Source organism: Pedobacter jaeyakensis (assembly GCF_054461315.1).
In genome coordinates, this window is the sequence record NZ_CM136921.1 from 3457075 (window position 1) to 3478276 (window position 21202).

16 protein-coding genes and 1 tRNA gene are annotated in these 21202 nt (G+C 39.8%); 8 read left to right on the forward strand and 9 right to left on the reverse strand.

What is annotated here, in order from left to right; genetic code table 11:
- Position 1: 1 nt before the first annotated feature.
- The 3 genes from ACXZ1K_RS15400 to ACXZ1K_RS15410 are packed head-to-tail and all read right to left on the reverse strand — an operon-like array spanning position 2 to position 4388.
- Positions 2–1471 carry a TSUP family transporter gene (locus tag ACXZ1K_RS15400; RefSeq protein ID WP_458970564.1) on the reverse strand — a complete coding sequence of 490 codons (1470 nt, stop codon included), beginning with the start codon at positions 1469–1471 and terminating at the stop codon, positions 2–4.
- A gap of 5 nt (positions 1472–1476) precedes the next feature.
- The gene (cobA, locus tag ACXZ1K_RS15405) at positions 1477–2265 is read right to left on the reverse strand and encodes a uroporphyrinogen-III C-methyltransferase (RefSeq protein ID WP_458970565.1); all 789 of its coding nucleotides are present in this window, start codon (positions 2263–2265) and stop codon (positions 1477–1479) included.
- A 38-nt stretch (positions 2266–2303) separates the two neighbouring features.
- Positions 2304–4388: a nitrite reductase gene (locus ACXZ1K_RS15410; RefSeq protein ID WP_458970566.1), complete on the reverse strand. Its 2085-nt coding sequence runs from the start codon at positions 4386–4388 to the stop codon at positions 2304–2306.
- Positions 4389–4683: 295 nt separating this feature from the next.
- Between ACXZ1K_RS15410 and rpoN the strand changes: the two genes are divergently transcribed.
- Positions 4684–6156, forward strand: coding sequence for an RNA polymerase factor sigma-54 (gene rpoN, locus ACXZ1K_RS15415; RefSeq protein ID WP_458970567.1), 1473 nt, complete (start codon positions 4684–4686; stop codon positions 6154–6156).
- Positions 6157–6172: 16 nt separating this feature from the next.
- Here the strand turns inward: rpoN and ACXZ1K_RS15420 are convergent, their stop codons facing one another.
- The 4 genes from ACXZ1K_RS15420 to ACXZ1K_RS15435 form a co-directional block, all read right to left on the reverse strand.
- Positions 6173–7186, reverse strand: coding sequence for a PorP/SprF family type IX secretion system membrane protein (locus ACXZ1K_RS15420; RefSeq protein ID WP_458970568.1), 1014 nt, complete (start codon positions 7184–7186; stop codon positions 6173–6175).
- 1 nt (position 7187) lies between these two features.
- A complete protein-coding gene (locus tag ACXZ1K_RS15425) occupies positions 7188–10751 on the reverse strand; it encodes a PKD domain-containing protein (protein WP_458970569.1) in 3564 nt (1187 codons plus the stop codon).
- 25 nt (positions 10752–10776) lie between these two features.
- Positions 10777–11244: a response regulator gene (locus ACXZ1K_RS15430; RefSeq protein ID WP_458970570.1), complete on the reverse strand. Its 468-nt coding sequence runs from the start codon at positions 11242–11244 to the stop codon at positions 10777–10779.
- 113 nt (positions 11245–11357) lie between these two features.
- Positions 11358–11822 carry a response regulator gene (locus ACXZ1K_RS15435; RefSeq protein ID WP_458970571.1) on the reverse strand — a complete coding sequence of 155 codons (465 nt, stop codon included), beginning with the start codon at positions 11820–11822 and terminating at the stop codon, positions 11358–11360.
- A 120-nt stretch (positions 11823–11942) separates the two neighbouring features.
- On the opposite strand from ACXZ1K_RS15435, the gene ACXZ1K_RS15440 reads away from it, so the two are divergent.
- The 5 genes from ACXZ1K_RS15440 to ACXZ1K_RS15460 are packed head-to-tail and all read left to right on the forward strand — an operon-like array spanning position 11943 to position 18565.
- Positions 11943–14228: an Rv1355c family protein gene (locus tag ACXZ1K_RS15440; RefSeq protein ID WP_458970572.1), complete on the forward strand. Its 2286-nt coding sequence runs from the start codon at positions 11943–11945 to the stop codon at positions 14226–14228.
- A 3-nt stretch (positions 14229–14231) separates the two neighbouring features.
- Positions 14232–14930, forward strand: coding sequence for a hypothetical protein (locus ACXZ1K_RS15445; protein WP_458970573.1), 699 nt, complete (start codon positions 14232–14234; stop codon positions 14928–14930).
- Positions 14927–17074 carry a sensor histidine kinase gene (locus tag ACXZ1K_RS15450; protein WP_458970574.1) on the forward strand — a complete coding sequence of 716 codons (2148 nt, stop codon included), beginning with the start codon at positions 14927–14929 and terminating at the stop codon, positions 17072–17074. The genes ACXZ1K_RS15445 and ACXZ1K_RS15450 overlap by 4 nt, the downstream gene beginning before the upstream one ends.
- Positions 17075–17085: 11 nt before the next feature.
- Positions 17086–18165 carry a hybrid sensor histidine kinase/response regulator gene (locus ACXZ1K_RS15455; protein ID WP_458970575.1) on the forward strand — a complete coding sequence of 360 codons (1080 nt, stop codon included), beginning with the start codon at positions 17086–17088 and terminating at the stop codon, positions 18163–18165.
- The gene (locus ACXZ1K_RS15460) at positions 18155–18565 is read left to right on the forward strand and encodes a response regulator (RefSeq protein ID WP_458970576.1); all 411 of its coding nucleotides are present in this window, start codon (positions 18155–18157) and stop codon (positions 18563–18565) included. The genes ACXZ1K_RS15455 and ACXZ1K_RS15460 overlap by 11 nt, the downstream gene beginning before the upstream one ends.
- An 89-nt stretch (positions 18566–18654) precedes the next feature.
- Here the strand turns inward: ACXZ1K_RS15460 and ACXZ1K_RS15465 are convergent, their stop codons facing one another.
- Complete coding sequence (locus ACXZ1K_RS15465) at positions 18655–19701, reverse strand: glycoside hydrolase family 43 protein (protein WP_458970577.1); 1047 nt, start codon at positions 19699–19701, stop codon at positions 18655–18657.
- Positions 19702–19853: 152 nt separating this feature from the next.
- Here ACXZ1K_RS15465 and ACXZ1K_RS15470 point away from each other — a divergent pair, with 152 nt between their 5' ends.
- Complete coding sequence (locus ACXZ1K_RS15470) at positions 19854–20282, forward strand: c-type cytochrome (RefSeq protein ID WP_458970578.1); 429 nt, start codon at positions 19854–19856, stop codon at positions 20280–20282.
- 112 nt (positions 20283–20394) lie between these two features.
- Here ACXZ1K_RS15470 and ACXZ1K_RS15475 read toward each other — a convergent pair.
- A tRNA-Ile gene (locus ACXZ1K_RS15475) sits at positions 20395–20468 on the reverse strand.
- 52 nt (positions 20469–20520) lie between these two features.
- On the opposite strand from ACXZ1K_RS15475, the gene ACXZ1K_RS15480 reads away from it, so the two are divergent.
- The gene (locus ACXZ1K_RS15480; protein ID WP_458970579.1) at positions 20521–21171 is read left to right on the forward strand and encodes an HAD family hydrolase; all 651 of its coding nucleotides are present in this window, start codon (positions 20521–20523) and stop codon (positions 21169–21171) included.
- Positions 21172–21202 lie beyond the last annotated feature (31 nt).

Here is a 21202-nt window from a genome sequence, read left to right on the forward strand (position 1 = left end):
GTTATACCAATTTGAGGATAAAGTTAATGATGCTGCGCAGACTTACCAAAATAACAATCACACCTACAGAGAGCATGATGGCTTTTGCAGAGATTTTGTTGGAAACCCTTGCTGCTATTGGTGATGCCAAAGCACTGCCAATAACTAGACCGCCTACAGCTTCCCAGTGTTTACCGTTCAGCATCGTGATAAATGTTAATGAACTCATTAAGGCAATAAAGAACCTGGTGATTTTTACGGTACCTAATGAGAAGCGTGGGCTCCGGCCTCCGGCGATAAGGCTGGATAATACAATTGAGCCCCAGCCACCTCCGCCTACGGCGTCTATAAACCCACCAAATGCGCCAAGTAGTGAGATCTTTTTGATTTTTGACTTTCTGGCGCCCTTGGCTTTTATTTTTAAAGCTTTTGATAGAATTACACCGCCCAAAATAAGCGTGTATAACGAAACAAAAGGCTTGGTATAATTACTATAATGTTCTAATGATGAAAGCAAGTAAGCACCAGTTACAGCACCCAATATTCCGGGTATCAATAGGAGCTTGAATAGCTTCCAATTCACGTTACCAAATCGGTAATGCATCCATCCGGCTATTCCATTGCTCAATATCTCTGAAAGGTGAACTCCCATACTGGCCGAAGCCGGCGGCACTCCCATGGCTAGAGAAAAAGATGTTGAGGTTACACCGTACGACATGCCGATTGCACCATCAATCATAGAGAAAACAAAACCACCCAGCAAGAACCAGTAAAACAGAGGATTAATATTGCTAACGTACACTTGAAACTCTGGCTCTTTATGCCAGAATACGGTTACTACGATGATAAATGAAAAGACAATTGCCAGCCAGATCAACCATTTGATATTAGGTCTGGAAACTTTTTTCTCTTCTTTAACCTCAACAAGTGATGAAGTCACTTCGTTCAAACGCTTTACTTTGGCTGCAAAATCTCCATCCAGCGTATTTCTTAAGGCTTGCATGTGCTGTAATGTGTCGTTCAGCTCAGCCGGCAAACTGTCGTTCAGTACCTCTTTTAATCTTTTGGCAATAGTTGGTGATTTCCCATTTGTTGAAATTGCGATCTTCAGATCACCTTTTTTAACAACAGACCCCAAATAGAAGTCGCACAAATCTGGCTTGTCTGCAAAGTTAGCCAGCAGGTTGCGTTCAGTAGCTATTGCCCTGATCTGATCATTTAGCTCTGCATTATTAGTAGCCGCAACAATCAGATCTGCACCATCTAAATCTGTTGATTCAAACGCCTTCTTTACTACTGTAACGCCTTCATAATCATCTGCCAATATCTGAAGTTCTGGCAAGATGGCTATCCCGATAACCGTTATTTTGGCCTGCGGACTGTTAGCTAGCATTGCCGATAACTTCTCTAATCCTACAGGACCTGCACCAACAAGCACAGTATTAATGGTATTTAGCTTTATGAAGACAGGAAATAATTGGTTGCCCTCCATAAATACTACAACTCTTCTTTTAATGCCGCGTAAAAATCACGGATAGGTTGGTAAGATGGGTGCAAGGAAACTACTTGTCCGAATATCAATATCGCAGGGGCCTGTATACCTTTTTCGGCTACCAACTCTACTATGGTATCCACTACGCCAATAGCTAGCTTTTCGTTTTCTGTAGAGCCACTTTGGATGGCTGCAACAGGTAGCAAACCTTTACCCTCGTTCTGGAACAACTTCACAATTTCCTTAAGCTTACCCAATCCCATTAACACCACTACAGTGGCTTTAGACTGCGCTGCTTCGTAAAGATCGTTAGAAATCTTACCAGAAGATGTAGTCCCAGTTACTACCCAGAAGCTTTCACTTAAGCCGCGGTGTGTTACTGGTATTTGTTGTAAACCGGGCACTGAAATAGAGCTGGATAAACCTGGCACAACGGAAACAGGAATACTGTAACCTGCTGCAAAATCAAGTTCTTCGTATCCCCTGCCGAAAACAAATGGGTCGCCGCCTTTTAACCTAACTACATGACCAAAGTTAAGGGCATAATCAACCATCAATTTATTGATGGCATCCTGACCGAAAGAGTGCTCTCCAGATCTTTTGCCTACATAAACCTTAATGGCATCAGGATTGGCATAATCCAGCACACCTTCATTTACAAGGGCATCATATAAAACCACATCGGCTGTCTTAAGCGCATTAGCACCTTTCATGGTAATCAAATCAGGATCACCAGGACCGGCACCTACCAATGTAATTCTTGGTTCTTTTTTATTGATATGTTGAGTAATCATTATTTATTCTCCTCTTATCTACTATAATGTAATTGGCACTATAATGATTTCTTTGTTTTAATCTGTGCTATAAAATCCTTCACTTGCGCTAAATAACTGGTTGCAAAGGCTTCAGTTGGCTCGTTTTTGTTAATTTGAAGTACAAGCTCATTAAAAGTTCCAGGTATATTGATTTCTCCTGTTTCAATGTAATGGGTATCAAATTCCCTGATTACACCAATTTGAGTGCTGCTGCTTACGCCTTTGTCTAATAACATCGCTTTAGCACTACTTACAAAAACAGCATAGGTATGGTAGATGGCGTCAGACCAGGCTCCGGCTGCATACGAAGCTTCTGCCCATTCCAGTTTCTCAAAACCTTCTAAAAGTAACGTGGCTACTAAATCAATTACTACACCAGCACATTCACCTACGCCAATTGCAGTAACAAAAGTTTCTTCATGCCCCCAATCCACATATTCTTCATCCTTCAAATTGGTTAAATCAGCCAAAGGTTTCAACAACTGGTAGAAATAATCCTTACCCTGTCTGTCGTAATACGCATGGAAGCTTTCTTTTTCTTCGGCTATGCCCGCATAGTCGTTCAACAAAGTTCTTAGCACATCGGTAGCACGTTTAGAAGGCGCTTTGATTACCCGCTCTGCTACACGACCTTCTCCATTACCAACAGTACCGCCACCAAGCATAACTTGCACAGCCGGAACTACTTTACCATTTGCTTTTACAGAACTACCATGGAAACCAATATGAGCCAATCCGTGTTGTCCGCATGAATTCATACATCCGCTAATCTTGATCTTCAAATCTTTATCGTAGATCAATTCAGGATATTCTTCGTAAATCACATCTTCTAAAGCAACTGAAAGCGACATGCTGTTGGATATACCCAGGTTACAAGTATCCGTACCCGGACATGTGGTTACATCTGCAATACTATCAAAACCCGGTACAGCAAAGCCAAGCGGCTTAAGCGCGGAATATAATGAAGGTAAAGCATCCTCTCTAACAAACTTCAACAACAAGCCCTGGTTTTGGGTAATCCTGATCTCATCTGCGACGTATGGACTAATTGCAGCAACAAACTCCCTTGCCAGGTCTGTCTTGATATCGCCTTTAGATACCTTGATGTAAACACCAAAGAAACCTTCCTGCTTTTGCGCGACCGCATTAGTTGCCCTCCAATGTTTATAATCTGAGGAGTTGATCAACTCTTCAGAAATCGCATAATTTGCAGGCTCTGGTAATTTAGGCTGAGGAACAGTATCCCTGTCAATTTTAAAAGACTTTGATTTATTAGCAATGCGCTCTTCTTCTACCAAACGCAATACTTCATCCAATCCCAATTTTTGAACTAAATACTTTAAGCGCGCTTTATTTCTGTTGGTTCTTTCGCCGTAGCGGTCGAAAACCCTTAATAAAGATTCAGCGTAAGGAATAATCTGATCTTCGTGCAGAAAATCAAATATTGGCGATGCCAAAAACGGTTGTGCACCTAACCCTCCTGCCATCATTACCTTAAAACCACGTTCGCCATGCTCATTGATTTTTGGAATGAAACCAAGATCATGGATATAGCTATAAGCAGTGTCACGTTCGTCAGAAGAAAACGAGAACTTGATCTTTCTGCCCATTTCCTGACAAATCGGATTTCTTAGGAAATAGGTGAAAAAGGCATGGGCATAAGGAGAAACATCAAATACTTCATTTGGATTGATCCCGGAATCAGGAGATGAGGTCACGTTTCTTACCGTATTACCACAAGCTTCTCTTAAGGTAATATCGTCACGCTCCAATTCTTCCCAAAGTTGTGGAGTCCGGTCTAAACTCACATAGTGAATCTGGATATCTTGCCTCGTAGTTAGGTGCAGGTTGCCGCTTCCATATTCATCGGAAACATCAGCAATACGCAATAGTTGTTTAAAGGTAACTTTACCAAAAGGAAGCTTGATACGTACCATTTGTACACCAGGTTGTCTTTGACCATATACCCCTCGGGCTAGCCTAAGACTTCTAAATTTCTCTTCATGGATTTTTCCTTCACGAAACTCTCTGATCTTTTTCTCAAGATCTATGATATCTTTTTCGACAATAGGATTCTCTAACTCTGTTCTAAAGCTCTGCATCTAAGTTCGGTCTTGTTTATTTAAGTTATAGTAGCCTGGCGACTAAAATAACCCTTAGTTTTGTTTTTGAACCAATTCAATATTAGAAATACATACAACAGGTATGTTTGCTTCTGATACTGTGGATAATTGGTTCCATAAAGCAAATATATAAAGTATATAGGTTTGGTAGTACAAATATTACTGAATTTTATTCACAAATGTGATTTGACGGACAATTATTAGCTTTTTACATTAATGTTACTGAAAATACCTATTTTTGAAACGGGTCGTTACTTTACCCGCTTATCATTCTATGCTTAGACAAAACTTACAACAAAAACTACTTCAAAAGCTTTCTCCTCAGCAAATACAGTTTATAAAGCTGCTGCAAGTGCCCACTGTTGCATTAGATACACGTATCAAAGAAGAATTAGAGGAAAATCCTGCTCTGGAAGACCCAAGCTTGATGATCGCCGAAGAGCCTAAGAGTGAGTATGATGATTTAAATGATAGTCCGGACGATTTCGATTCAAGCTCTAAAGAAGAGAATACGGATGAGTTCAATGTTGATGATTATTTGCAGGATGATAGCGCAAATGATTATAGTACTTCCTATAATAATAGCGACGATGATGAAGAAAAAAAGGAAACTCCGATAGCTATTGAGAGTACATTTTTTGAAAGTTTACAGGAGCAATTGGACCTGGTGCCATTATCAGACCACGATTTCATTATTGGCAAACAAATAATTGGGAGTTTAGACGATGATGGTTACTTGCGCAGGCCAATAACCTCCATGATCGATGATCTTGCGTTTTCTCAGAACGTAATGGTAGAGGAAGAGGATGTTTTGGAAATGCTTAAAGTCATTCAAAGTTTTGATCCTCCGGGAATAGCCGCCAGGGATCTTCAGGAGTGCCTCACATTGCAATTAAAGCGCAAAGATCCGAATAACCTGATCATATTAAAGGCGATAGAGATTGTTGAGCATCACCTTGATGAATTTACACGCAAGCATTACGATAAGCTGGAGAAAGCTTTAGGCTTGAACAGTGAAGATCTGAAAGAAATCATTGCTGAAATATTGAGGTTAAATCCTAAGCCAGGCGATTCTAACCAAGTTACTACAAAACAGTTACAGATTATTCCTGATTTCCACGTTTCTAACAATGACGGAATTTTAATATTAACTCTTAATTCTAAGAATGCACCGGAGTTAAGGGTAAGCCGCTCCTATATCGATATGTTTGATCATTATGATAAGGCTGCTCAAAAAGACAAAAAAATGAAAGAAGCCGTTCAGTTTGTTAAGCAAAAACTGGATTCGGCAAAATGGTTTATTGATGCCATCAAACAACGTCAGCAAACATTGCTAAAAACCATGAACGCCATTATGCAGTATCAGTATGAGTACCTGCTAACTGGCGATGAACGGAAAATGAGACCCATGATTTTAAAGGATATAGCCGATAAGATTGATATGGATATCTCTACAGTATCCAGAGTAGCAAACTCCAAATATGTCCAAACGGAATTTGGAACTTTCCTTCTCAAATCTTTCTTCTCTGAGGCAATTCAAACTGAAAGTGGCGAAGAGGTTTCTAACAAAGAAGTCAAGAAAATATTAGAAGATTGCATTGGCAATGAAGACAAACGCAAGCCTTTAGCTGATGAGAAGCTTACGGAAATCTTGAAAGACAGAGGCTATAATATTGCGAGACGTACCGTTGCAAAGTACAGGGAGCAGATGAATATCCCGGTCGCCCGTTTGCGTAAAGAGCTTTAGTTACAGGGAATTCCAATTACCACATCCTCATGTTGCTCATTACCTGATATACGTTGTTAAGCTGTATGCCAAGAACAATTTCATGGCTGCCATTGCTCACTGTATTTAATTGCGAGGTAATAAAATCATAGGAGTACGTAATGTTAAAAGTCTTGTTGATGTTAACCCCGGCAAACGCAGAAAAGGAATCATTTCTTCGATAACTGCCACCCACCCAGAACCGGTCTTTAAAAGCCGCTTTTAAATTGGCATCAATGGATAAAGGTGTCGGACTAACCTTTTTAACCATTATTGAAGGTGTTAGTGCAATGTCTTCTGCTACAAAAAAACGATAGCCAGTAGTAACAAACAGATGCGGTACTTCCTTACCTGCAGTATAATTTGGATCGCTGGTGAAACTCAGTTTTTGTGGCAGGATTTGCTGAACTGATGCTCCTGCAAAGAAGTTAGCACCGTATAGCCATACGCCCAGACCTAAATCAGGCTTAATTTGACTTACTATTGTATTTTGTATCGCGGGATCATTCTGATTTTCGAATTCTAAGGCATTTACATCCAAGCCAATCCTTGAAATGCCGGCCGCCACTCCTACAGAGAAATTTAAGGAATTGTTAACTTGTAGATGATAGGCATAAGTAAGACTTGCATCAAGTCTGGAAAGCGGACCCACATCATCAAGTACCGCCACTACACCAACTCCATGATGCGAGGGAGAGGAAGTATAGTTTTGCATGTAGTTCCTGCTCATCGGATCATCCCCTTTGTCTGGTAAAGAGAGGGCATTTCGCCATAGATATTGATCACCCAGAACCATATTTGCAGAAAAAAACGTCGTCTGAGGAGCATTTTGTATGCCTGCCCATTGCTTACGATAACCAAATTTAAGGTCTGTATAGTTTTCCATTCCACTTAATGCTGGGTTAAGCAGATAGTTATTGAATATATACTGCGTATACTGAGGTCGCTGTTGCGCACACAGATCTACTGAAATCAGTAGAAAAAATGAAAATATATATGCTCGTACTCTCAATTTATCTGATAATGGTTAGCGAACCGGTAACATTTTTCGTTCCTATATTTGGATTGATAATATAGTAATAAGTTCCGACAGGTAAAGCTTCATTATTGAAATTTCCGTCAAAAGGCTTAGTGTATCCTGTACTCGAGTAAACTTTAGCACCATACCTATTAAAGATGTCCACCGATACATTTGGGTAAGAATCTATGTATTTGATCCCCCAGGTATCATTAACCCCATCTCCGTTAGGACTAAAAGCACTAGCAGGCTCCACTACCCTCAGAATTTTTAATCGTATCTTTTGCGATACAAAGCAACCTTGGTTAGTGGTTACAGTTAAGGTGTACTCCCTGTCATCATCGCCTTGCATAATTGGATTAAGAATATTAGGATTGCTCAGCCCGGTTGCGGGAGACCATTTATAGGTTAATCCATTACCAGTCGCCGTTGCAGTGACCTGCTTTTGGCCACCTATAAGGATAAATATCTCGTTAGCTGTGGTTAACGTAGGTGAAGGATAGACGGTAATGGTCTGGGTAATGCTGGCATCACAGGCATTTGCCGCAGCGTAGGTATAGGTAATGTTATGAATACCTATTCCAGCAACCAAAGGATCAAACAACCCTGACGGGCTTACCCCCGTGCCAGAAAAACTACCAGAACCGGCGACGCCCAAAGTTTCTCGTGCCTGGGTAATCTGCACACTACCGGCAGTTAAGCAAGCTGGGGGCATTGGATCAAAAACAAGTGTGGCAGATGGTTTAACGGTGATGGTATGGCTGATTTCCTGGAAGCATTCTGTTCCGGAAAATGCAATCATCCTTACGGTAAAAGTTTTATTTACAGGGCTGCTAAAAGCAGGGTATCTATAGTTGTAATTCTTGCCAACAGTTGGGTTATCGTCGACTATAGATTGTACTGTTGGATTATTTACTGCATCCATGTAAAAAACGACTTTAGTAACCTTACCGATATTTACCACAGAGGTATTTGTAAGCACAATATCTTTGTTACTGCAAAGGTTGGTTTGATCAGCTACGGTAAACGATGCAGCAACGTCAGATCCGTTTAAGGTAAATTCCTTACTAATGGTTACACTACATCCATTTGCATTTGTTGCGGTAAGTGAAACATTGTAATTACCTGCAGCAGTATATTTATGGGAACCATCCTTAATTGTAGAAGTATTATTCGCCAGAGTTGAACTTGGATCGTTAAAATTCCAAACGTAGGTAAGCCCGCTGGTTCCGCCATCAGCATCGACGGTTAAGTTTCTGAAAACTGCGAAAGGATCTTTTATACAGGCGTCAGGCAACTCAAAATCTACGACAGGGAGTTTATTGATGATGACCTCCTTGGTGACGGGCAAGCTTTTACATCCTGCTGATGATTCAACAATTAGTTTAACCTTGTATGTGCCGTCAGCTTTAAACTTGTGATTGGGATTTTGTAATATTGAAGTAGTTCCATCTCCGAAATCCCAATTCCACTTGACAATGCTGCCCGCTTCGATAGTGCTTTGATCAGCAAATAAAAGATCGGTATTGACACATCCAGTGGCGCTCACCTGAAATTGAGTTGTCATTTTAGGCTTAACGGTAATTTCTTGGGTGATGATATCTGACATACAACCATCTTCCAGTCCGGCGGAGAATTTAACCACGAATTTTCCCGACTTGCTGTAAATGTGTATGGGGTTTTGTTCCGTTGACGTACTATCGTCGCCAAAATCCCAAAACCACTTATCTACTGGTTTATTGGTGATATGCGAATCACTACTATTATCCGTAAAAGTAATCTCTGTATCTGGACATGGTGTAGGATCCACTAGCATTTTTGCTGTGGGTATTGGTGTCACTTCAAAAGTGAAGTTATAAGGCACGTCGCTTCCAAGACAATTAACGTCATTAGGTTTCTTCGCAGTAACCACCATAGTATGCTGACCGAGCTCTGGAAAGGTCTTTTGCACATCGTAGATATAAACATAATTCGGCCCATCAGCAGTCTGGATTACAGTAGGCTCCGGTGTGTATTCAATATCTCCGGTATCGTCCAGATTCCATTTAATGGATGTAGCTCTATACGTGAGCACAATCTTAAAATTAGACTTTTGGCCTATACAGGCATTTGGTGCGTCTATGTTGGTTACGGTATTGCTCACAAGCAGATAGTTGTTCGCAGCCAGATTTGTGCCCGCAGAATACGCGTAAGACTCGAAACTCCCGAAGCCGTAGGCGATTGCATTAAAGCCATCACTGGCCGTTAAAGTTGAGCTGGTATCTGTTATTTGAATTTGTCGGTAGGAATACTCTTCGTTTAAAGGCATTACAGCCCAACTACTCCCATCTGACGGTTGTTGACCGTTGATCCTAAAACTATTACGGGCAGATGTTTTCATAAAAACATTGATAAATCTGCTGTTTATATTTTGGGCTCTAGAAGAAAATAAAGTGACTGATTTAATATTGAATTCAATGGGATTAAGCAGAACCATCTCTGGGTCTCCTTCCAAACTACTCCCTGTTGCACTGCTGCAAACTTGTGTTAAAGAGTATTCAGCGACGCTAATGTTTTTGTTGGAAGAAATAAATGACGGCCCATTAAGAATGAACTGATTTTCGGTTTTAGGGTAATAGTCACCTTTGCGAAGCGTTGCAACTGCATTTCCGTTTACCCTAACCTCAGTGTTGTCCTCTCCTGCTACAACTCTGAATAAATAGTTCCGATCCTTGAATGGAACAATCCCATAGGTTTTACCCCAACTTGAAGGTGGGTAAAGTTGCTGATAAAGAGGGTCTCTTGACAGCTGATTATTAGCTGCGCCCTGGCACCCAATAGCTACAGCAGTTGAACCAGAAAACGCAGCAAATTTCTTGGTACAAGCATCTGGAGAAGTAGGATCTACCTCAACAAAAGTACCAGTAATGTCCTGAGTGCCGCCAGGTAAGTATTCGTATACGTCACCGGCATTTGGAAGGGCAATATCAATAACCTCGCTACTATTGGCCACATGAAGCTTCAATTTAGTATTCGGCTCGACCGCCACCAAGGCCAGGAAATTTTTATTGGTTCCAGTTTGATTAATGGTTTGAGTAAAATTCATAGAATAGTACTCTTGACCTAATGATTCAATAGGTAGAATCAATGAAGCTGCTGAGCGTTGCCCTGCAAAGATGTGCGCATATACCGCTATTTTTGGCTTACCGGCGGGAACAGTTATATGAATACCTAATCCCCTGAGTAGCCGATTACCTCCCATTTCAGAGATGTAAGCGTCTCTACGAGGTACATCGAAAGAAACTGGCGTATTGGCTGGTATAACTGGAGTTTTTTTTCCATCGGTCCGCTCAACAGGTGTACCTCTACAGGTCACATAAACCTCCGTTCCAAATTTCGAAGTAATGTATATCCTAATTTTCGCTAAATTTCTAACGGAATCTGCAGCAGCTCCTGCAGGGTCATGCGTGGGAAAAACCGCCCAAAAATCTCTCCCCTCATTAGAAATGCTCTGTGCCTTTGATTGATTTACAAACGCACAAATAAAAACCAATAAGAAAGCCAGCCCACATTTCTTCATATTTGTAATTAATATACGAAAAATGTTAGTTAGGAGGATCTTGCCTCAAGAGATATTCTAGTTGTTTATTAGCTAAAAGGAGTCGTTCAGTAAGTTCCCGGTTTTCTTTTCTCAAGGCATAAATTTCATACGCCTTCTGGATATTAATCCTGAGATCCTCATCCATCCAGGGCTTCTGTATGTATTTGTAAACCTGCCCTTTATTAATGGCATCGATAACTGCCTTGATATCCGCATACCCAGTCAATAGTATTCGAATCGGCTCCGGAAAATCGGGGATGATGGATTCCAGAAATTCTATGCCAGTGGTCACCGGCATTCTCTGATCGGTTATGATGACTTGTATGTCTTCTGTCTCCAGAATTTTTCTACCTTCAATAGCAGATTCAGCTACGAAAACATTAAATATTCTTCTAAACCCAGCCTTGAAAGAATTCAGGTTGTGAACTTCATCATCTACGTATAAAACATTTATCGATGCTTCAGAACTCATATGTGTTTAGTGTATTTTATAAATATATTGCTTTTCTTAGATCAAAAGAATTTTTTTAACCTCGAAAGCTAATTATAAGTAATTTCATGAATAAATTTGACAAAAGGATTGTTTTAGGAAATTAATTTTTGTCTGAACATGAATTCCAACTGTTCATTTACCAGGGCAAGCTGTTGCAGCAAACGTTTGTTCTCTCTACGTAATGAAAAAATTTCAAAAGCTTTTTCAAGGCTTTGTCGTAAATCTTCATCCTCCCATGGCTTGGTAATGTAGAGGTAAACCTGACCTTTATTTATTGCATCAATTACCGCATTTATATCTGCGTAACCTGTGAGCAAGATGCGGATGGGGTCAGGATAATCCGGAATGATTGACTGAAAAAACTCAACACCAGTCATGCCCGGCATACGCTGATCTGAAACAATAATATGAAATGTTTCTGTCTTTAATAATTCGATCGCTTCTTTTGCAGATTCGGCGGTAAACACATTAAATATTCTTCTAAAAGAAGCTTTAAAAGCGACAAGGTTATGTACCTCATCATCCACATACAAGATGTTTATCAATTGCTTATCCATAGAAAAATCATATTATGCGAAATTGGCTAAATCCCTACGATTACACTAATTTATTTGGTAAATATAGCTATTTTTGTAATAAATGTAATCAAACCTTATTGATAATTAACTAGCAAACACATGTTGATACTTGATAATCAGACACCAGAAGATCACCTTTCTACCGAACCCTCATTCTTTAGAATTTACCTGGAAGATGATAAAAAGAGACTTGAAGAATTATTAAAAGAAAAACCTCATATTAAGATTCATGACCAGTTGTCTACCCAGCTGGACGACTTAATAAAATCCAAGCATCCAAAGAGAAAACCTGAACCTCAAGAGCTTGAAAAACTTAAAGCAGAACACATTGGAAACTTGTCTATGCAAGAGTATGGCGTATGGGCTTATTTTCCATGGTCTGACAGGTTAGTACACATCCTTGATGAAGAGGAATATATTGAGGTTAGAACCAATAGAAATGTTTATAAAATTACCAGGGAAGAACGGAACCTTTTAGGTAAGAAAAAGATTGGCGTCGTTGGCCTATCTGTGGGCCAATCGGTGGCCGTTACCATGGCAATGGAAAGAGGCTTCGGTGAAATCAGACTTGCAGATTTCGACTTGCTTGAACTTACAAATATTAACCGTATTCGAACAGGTGTTCAAAACCTGGGTTTATCCAAAGTTATCATCGTTGCAAGGGAAATCAAAGAAATTGATCCTTATCTGAAAGTAGTTTGCTTTACAGATGGCTTGACAGAAGAAAACATGGATCGTTTTTTCTCTGGAGGTGGCAACCTGGATGTGGTAATCGATGAATGTGACGGAATTGATATTAAGATACTATTAAGGCATAAAGCAAAATCACTTCATATTCCTGTGGTTATGGATATGAATGACCGGGGCACAATGGATATAGAACGCTTTGATCTTGAACCCGACCGTCCGATTTTACATGGCATGATTGATCACCTTGACCATTCTAAGGCTAAGAACATGACCACTAATGAAGAGAAAATCCCTTACATGTTGGCTATTATTGGTGTCGAAACACTGTCAAACCGTTTGCAAGCATCGATGTGCGAAGTTGGACAAACCATAACTACCTGGCCTCAGCTCGCTTCAGGGGTTGCGCTCGGGGGTGCATTATGTGCAGACGTTACCAGGAGGATTTTCCTTGATCAATACCACGAATCCGGGCGTTACTGGGTGGATATGGAAGAGTTGATTGGAGATAAAGCCCCTAAAGCTACGGCTAATCAATATGACGCAGTAGATTTGAAAGCCGAAACGCTTACTCAAAAAGAAATGCAGGAAGCGATACAGCAACTTAACACAGAGACCTTATCACTTGAGAATGCGCAAATTGAACAATTGGTCTCTGCAGCAGTTTTAGCACCCTCTGCGGGTAATAACCAGCCATGGATCTGGTATTCTGATAATGGCAAACTCTATTTGTTCCATGATGAACAAGAATCCATTTCTTGGGGAGATTTTGACCAAATAACATCAAATATTTCTTTTGGTGCGGCAATTGAGAACCTCAAAATAGCATCAGGAAAGTTAGGGTTAAGCGTAGCTCCTGTTCTATTTCCGAACCAAAACAACAAGCGTTTAGTAGCTGCTTTTTCATTTTCTAAAACTGAAAACCCCTACCGCCCTGATCTTGCGGGAGGCATGTCACTCAGGTTGACTAACAGAAAAAAAGGAAACGGGCAAAAGATACAGCAAAGCGTCTATAGAGAACTACAGGAGAGCGTACGGTCGGTAGGATCAGCCAGCCTGGAGATTATCGACGACATAGATCAAGTTAAAAAGGTCGCAGACATTGTTTCTGCTGTCGAGCGGATCCGCTTTTTGTACCCTCAAGGACATCACGACTTTTATACCAAAGAGTTGCGGTGGACCGAAAAGGATGTCCTTGAAACCAAAACCGGTCTCGACGTGCGAAGCATGGAGCTTTCTGAATCAGACAGGGCTGGTTTGATTGTCGCCAAAAATAAGGAAGTGATTAACCTACTTAACGAATGGGGCGGCGGCGCAGCTTTCGAAAAATTATCTAAAGGTGCAATTGTGACTTCTGCGGGTATCGGATTGATTACTATGCCAGAGTATGATGCCGATAACTTTGTTAATGGCGGGCAAGCCGTACAAAACGTATGGCTTGATGCAAATTTAAAAGGAATTGCCTTTCACCCTATCTCTGCACCGCTATTTTTGTTCGCCAGGCTAAACCACAGCAACGGCGAGGGCTTAACGGATCAGATGTTAGAAGAATTAAACAGTTTACAGAACGAATTATTAGAAGTATTTCCGATATTGAAAGACAGACAGGGTATCTTTATTTTCCGTTTATCTTACGCTGATGAAGCATCTGTAAGATCCTTTAGGAAACCACTTGAAGATGTCCTAAAGTTTAACTAACATATGATAACATTCAGGGCTTTCAAAGCCACTCACGATCCTGAAACCTGCGAAAAATACATCAAAGGCCACGTCAGTGTGCTTCAGGATTATGGCATTACAAACATTACATCTAACAATAATCTGTGGATGTTTATGGATTGTGTTTATGGAGTAGTCGCGGAAGATGAGAATGGTGAACTGGTAGGGGGCATCAGGGTGCAGATTGCTGATGGGGTTAATCAGTTGCCTGTGGAAAAAGCTGTAGGTTACATGGATCCTTCATTGTACGAGATTGTAAAACATTACATCCCTGAAGGGGTTGGCGAGTTATGCGGCCTGTGGAATGCCAAGAGTGTAGCGGGAATGGGAATAAGCATTTTGTTAACTCGGGCAGGAATTTCCATAACCAACCAGCTTACCTGTAAAACCCTTCTGGGAATATGTGCAGGTTATACACTGAAAATGTTCAACCAGGTAGGTTTCGTTGTTGACAATACCCTGGGCAAAGGCGGGGAATTTGTATATCCTAATGAAAATTATATTGCCTGGGTATTGGGTATTTTGAATGCGAAAGCTCTTGAAACGGCTCATGATTATGATCGTGAACGTATGATCAGTCTCAGAAGTAATCCCATACAATTATTTACTGAACCCTCAAAAGATGGTACTGTCGATATTAATTATAATTTAGTGATTCCACCACAAGCGACAACATCATGACAATAAAAAAATGGGTGTTATTTGGATTGCTTTTTATAAGCTGCCTATCACATGCTTTTGCAAATGAAATCATTGTAAACACCAATGGCCCGCGAATTAGCATCGGAGGCGATCTATCTTATTTTATTGATAAGACAAAGGATCTTACCATAGATGACATTGTGAAAGAGACCGGCTTTATTAAAAGCAATAGTCAGGTACCAAACTTCGGTGTCGTTAAAGATGCTGTTTGGCTGCGGTTCACTGTGGTGAATAATAGCGACGATAGTCATCTCAATCTGCAGATAGACCAGCCGGTACTGGATAGAATATCCTTGTATTCCAAACTTGAAAACAACACCTATCATGTTACTAATCTGGGTGAGGCTTTCCCTTTTCATGAGAGAATTTATAACAAGGACCCATCGTTTATTTTTAAGCTCAACATACCTGTAGGAAGCAAAGCCACTTATTATGTGAAGGTTGTAAGCACAGACAACATTCAGCTTCCTATGTTTATAGGGAATGAAAAGGTTATACTGGAAGCCTCTCAAAATAAATTCCTCGTATCTGGGCTTTACATCGGCATCATGCTTTCCATGCTGCTATATAACATATTTATTTACTTTACAGTTAGAGATAAAAGCTATCTATACTACGTAGCATATATTATAGCAGTAATTCTCATCCAGATCAGCATTCAGGGGTTTACATTCCAATTTCTCTGGCCAAATAACAGCACGCTTGCCCTCTACAGTCCCTTTACGCTCACTATATTGGTGGGTATAACGGGCCTGCAGTTTGAACGTGTATTTCTAAGAACAAAAGAATTCCTGCCCAAAGTTGATCGGTTTTCTATTTTCTTCATCTTATTCTATCTATCTGGATTTGTACTTGCACTTTTTGGCGAGTTTGCGCTTTCTTTCAGACTCATAGAAGTTGCAGCCTCCGTTACTTCCATGTATATGTTCTCAATGGCTGTGATGATTAGTAAGAAAGGTTATCGTCCGGCAACATTCTTTTTAGTGGCCTGGTCGGTTTTCCTGGTAGGTATCATTATCTATACGCTGAAAGACTTTGGCGTACTTCCATATAATGATTTAACTTACTACACTATGCCTTTTGGATCTGCACTGGAAGTGACATTGCTATCTTTCGCTCTTGCCGACAAGATCAATGTATTTAAAAAGGAAAAGGAACAATCTCAGGCTGAAGCGCTAAAAGCAATTACAGAAAATGAGCGCTTAGTACGTGAACAAAACGTTGTTTTGGAAATTAAAGTTAAAGAGCGCACCGAAGAGTTAGAATTAGCTAACGACACTTTGAATACTACTCTGAGCGATTTGAAAGAAGCGCAAAGTCAGCTGGTAGACTCAGAGAAAATGGCCGGATTAGGTCAGCTCACCGCAGGTATTGCCCATGAAATTAACAACCCTATCAACTTTGTAACTTCAAACATTAAACCGCTCGAGCTGGACATACTTGATCTGGATACTGTGATCAATATGTATGAGAAGCTGGATATGAATCAGGAAATTGAGCCTCAGATTGCTAAGATTGAATCATTTAAACGCCAGATTGATATTGTCTTTGTAAGAGAGGAAATTAAATCGCTTTTATCGGGTATTGGAGAAGGTGCAAGAAGAACTGCAGAAATTATTAGAAGTCTAAAAAACTTCAGTCGTCTTGATGAGAATGATACTAAACCGGTTGATTTGAACGAAGGCCTTGCTTCTACCCTTGTACTGGTCAAAAACACTTTCCCAGACCATTTAACGGTCGTAAAAGACTTTGGCGAAATACCAAACGTAGAATGTTTGCCAGGCAAGATAAACCAGGTGTTCATGAACTTAATTACGAATGCGGTGCATGCAATTAAATCTAAAGATCCAAAGGATGAGGAAGGTTTATTGACTATCAGAACCTGGCAGGATGGTGAAAATGTTAAAGTCAGCATCAAGGATTCAGGAACTGGAATGCCTGATGAAGTAAAACAGCGCATTTTTGAGCCATTTTATACCACCAAAGATGTTGGAGAAGGAACCGGCCTCGGATTGTCGATAGTGTTTAGAATAATCGAGAACCATCACGGAAATATAGATGTTGTAACAAAAATAAATCATGGTACAGAATTTATTATTACATTGCCTATAAACTCCAAATAAACACCTTTAATATGGATGCAACAACGGTAAGGGTTCTGTATATTGACGATGAAGAGAACAATCTCCATTCCTTTAAAGCCGGATTTAGGCGACAGTATGAGATTTATACAGCCAATTCTGCAGTTGAGGGATTGAAAATTTTAGAAAACGTTTCTGTACATGTGATCATTGCCGATCAAAAAATGCCACAGATAACTGGTGTTGAGTTTTTTAAAAGTATTGCCACTACATTTCCGGACCCGGTCCGTATCTTACTAACTGGTTATACAGATATAGAAGCGCTCGCTGATGCAATTAACCATGGAGATATTTACCGATACATCACTAAACCATGGAACGACCTGGAATTGCACAACTCTATAAAAAACGCTTACGATGCTTACAAATCTAAAATAGATCTCAAAAACAAGATCGCTGAACTGGAAAAAACAAATGATGAGCTCAACCGCTTTATATATAGCATATCCCATGAATTACGGGCACCACTAGTCTCTGCAATGGGAATAGTTAACCTGGTAAAGATGGAAGGGTTATATGAATCCAGTGGAGAATATTGGCCACTCATAGAAACATGTTCCAATAAACTGGACTACTATGTTCAAAAAACCCTTCAATATTACAAAAATAATAAAACGCAATCTGAGCATACACAAATTGATTTTAAAGCCCTAATACCTGAACTTATTGATGTTTACTCCTACACTGATAAAGAAACCTGTTTTCATACCGACATTAATCAGGACATACCATTTTACGGGGATGCGTTTAGGATTGAAGTAATTCTAGGGAACCTGATCTCCAATGCTATAAAATATCAAAAAGAAGACGAACAAAATAAAAAGGTAGAAATACAAGTTAACGTGATGCCCAATGAGGCCGAAATAACCATTAGCGACAATGGTATGGGTATTTTAAATGAGCATCTGGAAAAAATATTTACCCAGTTCTTTAAAATAAAAACCAATCATGGTAGTGGATTAGGGCTGTTCATTGTTAAAGAAGCATTGACAAAAATTGACGGCAAAATATCTGTAAGTTCAAATAGTTCGGAAGGAACAACATTTAAAATAGCGATTCCAAATGTTAAATAAGCAGAGAAAAGTGTTGTTAATTGACGACAATGAAGTTGATTTAAAAATCAACTCTAAAATCATTACTATATCTAAACTGTTTGATGAGATCGTACTCTGCCAATCCGGAGAAGAAGGACTAGCCTACCTAACCAAGTATTTGGACGATCCCGAGCAACTCCCTGATTTTATTCTTTTGGATATTCAAATGCCTGAAATGGATGGCTTTGAGTTCCTGGAATTGTTTAGGAAATTATCAAAAACAGTAACTGAAAAATGTCTGGTTGCAATGCTTTCTTCTACATTGGATTTTGGAGATATTAAAAAAGCAGAAGCCAACCCATATGTAATTAAGCTTTTAAAGAAGCCCTTGTTCCCTAAAGAACTGGAAGAGCTTCTAAAAAAGTATTTTGTGCTTTAAACCCTGATTGCAAATAACTCTTCCTTTCTGATCCAGATAGTACTATCTATGCTGTTAGATTTGTGTTTTAACCAATACGCTGCATTTAATTAATTGGGCGTTATCAAAACTTCTTTTGTGCTTAGCGGCGTTCCGAAATTAGGTGAACCATCCTTATTCCAGGTGAACCGTTGTGCCCTTGGAGACCTGTAATTTCCACAACCTAGTCCCGGTCTGTCATTAGCGTGATATAAGATCCAATCTTCCTTTCCATCTGCAGATTTAAAAAATGAATTGTGACCCGGTGCGTAAACGCCGTTTTCAACCGATTTAGCAAATGCCGGCTTCTTGCTTTTAATCCATGCTTTTGGATCAAGCACATCACCAGTTCCATTAAATGTTAGCATTCCTAACGTATAAGAATCTGTCCAGCAACCGCTGGCAGAATAAATAAGAAATAACTTTGATTTGTGCATCAATATTTGAGGCCCTTCGTTTACGCTCACATGCGGATCGTTATAAGAACCATCTTTCTCCCAGGCATAAGCAGGTGACGACAACAAATGCCGCTCACTGGATATTGTCCAAGGGTTAGACATTCGGGCTATATAAATGTTTTGCTGGCCGTTAGCGTCGCCTTCCCAGCCCGACCAAAGCATGTAAAGCTGCTTCTTGTACTCGAAAACGGTGCCATCGATCGCCCATTTATCTGTTTTATCGCAAACCTTACCTTTAAATTCCCAATTTCCTTTCATCGGATCGGCAGAAGCGTTTTCTACCACATACATACGGTGGTTGTTGTTGCTACCATTGTCGGCCGCAAAATACATATACCACTTTTTATTGAGAAAATGGAGCTCTGGCGCCCATATTTCTCTGGAATACGTCGTATTTGCGGGTGGTCTCCATACTACTTTTCGCTCTGCTGTTTTAAGGTCTATCAGGTTTTTCGTTTTCCAGATCTCCAGCCTGTTACCCGTACTTTGGGTATAATAATAATACCCATCCTTATAAATGTTCCAGGGATCTGCGCCTGAAGGCAAAAGCGGATTATTAAAAGTCTTAACATTGGGTTCTTGTGCAACCTGCTTCTCAATACCAGCGCTAGATACAATAAGTGCTAAGAAAGACAAGTACAATAAATAAATACGTTTCATAATTTCATTTGATTCTTTAAAGTACCTAAAAATTTGCGGGATTAAGGGCAAGAACAGCGGCTATTTTGAATTCTTCTAAATATCAATTAGTTATTACTTAGAATATACAATAAACCCCAACAATATTTATATTTATACAAACAACTCAGTAGATGAACTATAAAAAAACCATTACGCTATCGATATTAGGTACAACAGTAGTGTTGTTAAGTGCGTTCATGCCCCAACAGCAAGCTCCTACGATGCCACAAAAGCAGCAAGAACACAAATTCACTAACTTAAAAGTGTTACCAAAAAACATCAGCAAAGATGATTTGGATAAGGTAATGGATGGATTTAAAGCTGGTTTGGGTGTAAAGTGTAATTTTTGCCATGCTCCAATGAAAGACAATCCGAAGAGAATGGATTTCGCAAGTGATGAAAAGAAAGAGAAAGTGACCGCAAGGGAAATGATGCGCATGACTGCAAAAATCAACAAAAAATATTTTCACAACATGAAATCTGAAGATGGCAAATTAATCGCGATCTCCTGCATCAGCTGCCATAATGGAAAGACTGAACCCGCAGGGATTAAGATTTAAGTGAATTGGCTAAGGCTGTTCATTAAAAAGATCAACTGATTTAAGCCTATTCTATAGCAACAAATAACAGAAAAAGCCGTCTTTCTAAAAAGAAAGACGGCTTTTTAAGCAGTGGGCCATGATGGGCTCGAACCATCGACCAAAAGATTATGAGTCTTCTACTCTAACCAGCTGAGCTAATGGCCCTGAAAAATCAATTAGATTTTGCGAGTGCAATGTTACATATTTGTATTCAATTATGGAAACAGTTTCAGCACAAAAAATAAAAAACATTATTTTCGATTATGGCAATGTTATCTTCGAAATAGACTTTAAGAAGGCGCAAACCGCACTTGCACAATTAGGTATCCCTAATATTGAATCCTTTTTTGGCCACAAAGGTCACGATGAATTATTTTCAAAATTGGAGATCGGATCCATCAGCCCAGCCGAATTCAGAACGGGTATCAGGAAAGCAGCAAGCAACGAATCATTAAGTGATGAGCAAATTGATGCAGCCTGGAACAGTATTTTTGTAGGCGTGCCGCCAAGCGCACATGACACTTTATTAGAAGCTAAAGCGAAGTACCGTACATTTTTGTTAAGTAATACCAATGAAATTCACTACAACTTCTTTACAGACTATCTGCTAAAAGAATATCAGTTAAAAGGTAATGAAGACTTATTTGAAAAGGTTTACTACTCTCAACAGATGCTGATGAGAAAGCCAAACGTGGAAATTTTCCAAAAGGTAATCGACGAAAATAACCTAAACCCGGAGGAGACATTGTTTATAGATGACAGTCCGCAGCACTTAGTCGGCGCTGCCAAAGTAGGTCTGCATACTTTGTTAATGGACAGAAATCCTAAAGAATTAAGAAACGTTCTGGTCGAGAATGGACTGCTATAATGAAGACGTTTCGAGATGGCTAGAAAATCCA